The 358-nt window shown below is 48.0% G+C and carries 1 protein-coding gene; it reads right to left on the bottom strand.

The annotated features are described in order from the left end of the window. A partial coding sequence (locus tag KH400_RS22690; RefSeq protein ID WP_217228499.1) for an ATP-binding cassette domain-containing protein occupies nucleotides 1-358 on the bottom strand: 358 nt, incomplete at both ends.

Raw genomic sequence — 358 nt, 5'->3', positions numbered from 1 at the left:
CAAATAAGAGCCATTGCAATCATGAGCCGCTGCCTCATGCCACCGCTGAATTGATGCGGATATTGCTTCAGTCTCTCTTTCGGCTGCGGTATCCCCACCAAGTCAAGCATACGAAGCGCCTCTTCTTTCACTTCTTTTTTTGTCAGCTTCTGATGCACTTTTGCAGCTTCCATCAGCTGATCCCCAATTGTTAGCGTCGGGTTGAGTGCCGTCATAGGATCTTGAAAAATCATGGAGATATCGACACCACGGATGCTGCGCATGTCTTTTTCAGATAATGACAGCAAGTTGCGATCACGAAACCAAATTTCCCCTTGATCGACTTGTGCGCTGTATGCAGGGAGAAGCCGCATGATAC

Origin of the sequence: Desertibacillus haloalkaliphilus, from assembly GCF_019039105.1 — a bacterium.
In the GTDB taxonomy this organism is placed as follows: Bacteria; Bacillota; Bacilli; order Bacillales; family KJ1-10-99; genus Desertibacillus; species Desertibacillus haloalkaliphilus.
Note: the sequence above shows the minus strand (reverse complement) of the source record. Positions and strands in the feature narration are given on the sequence as shown.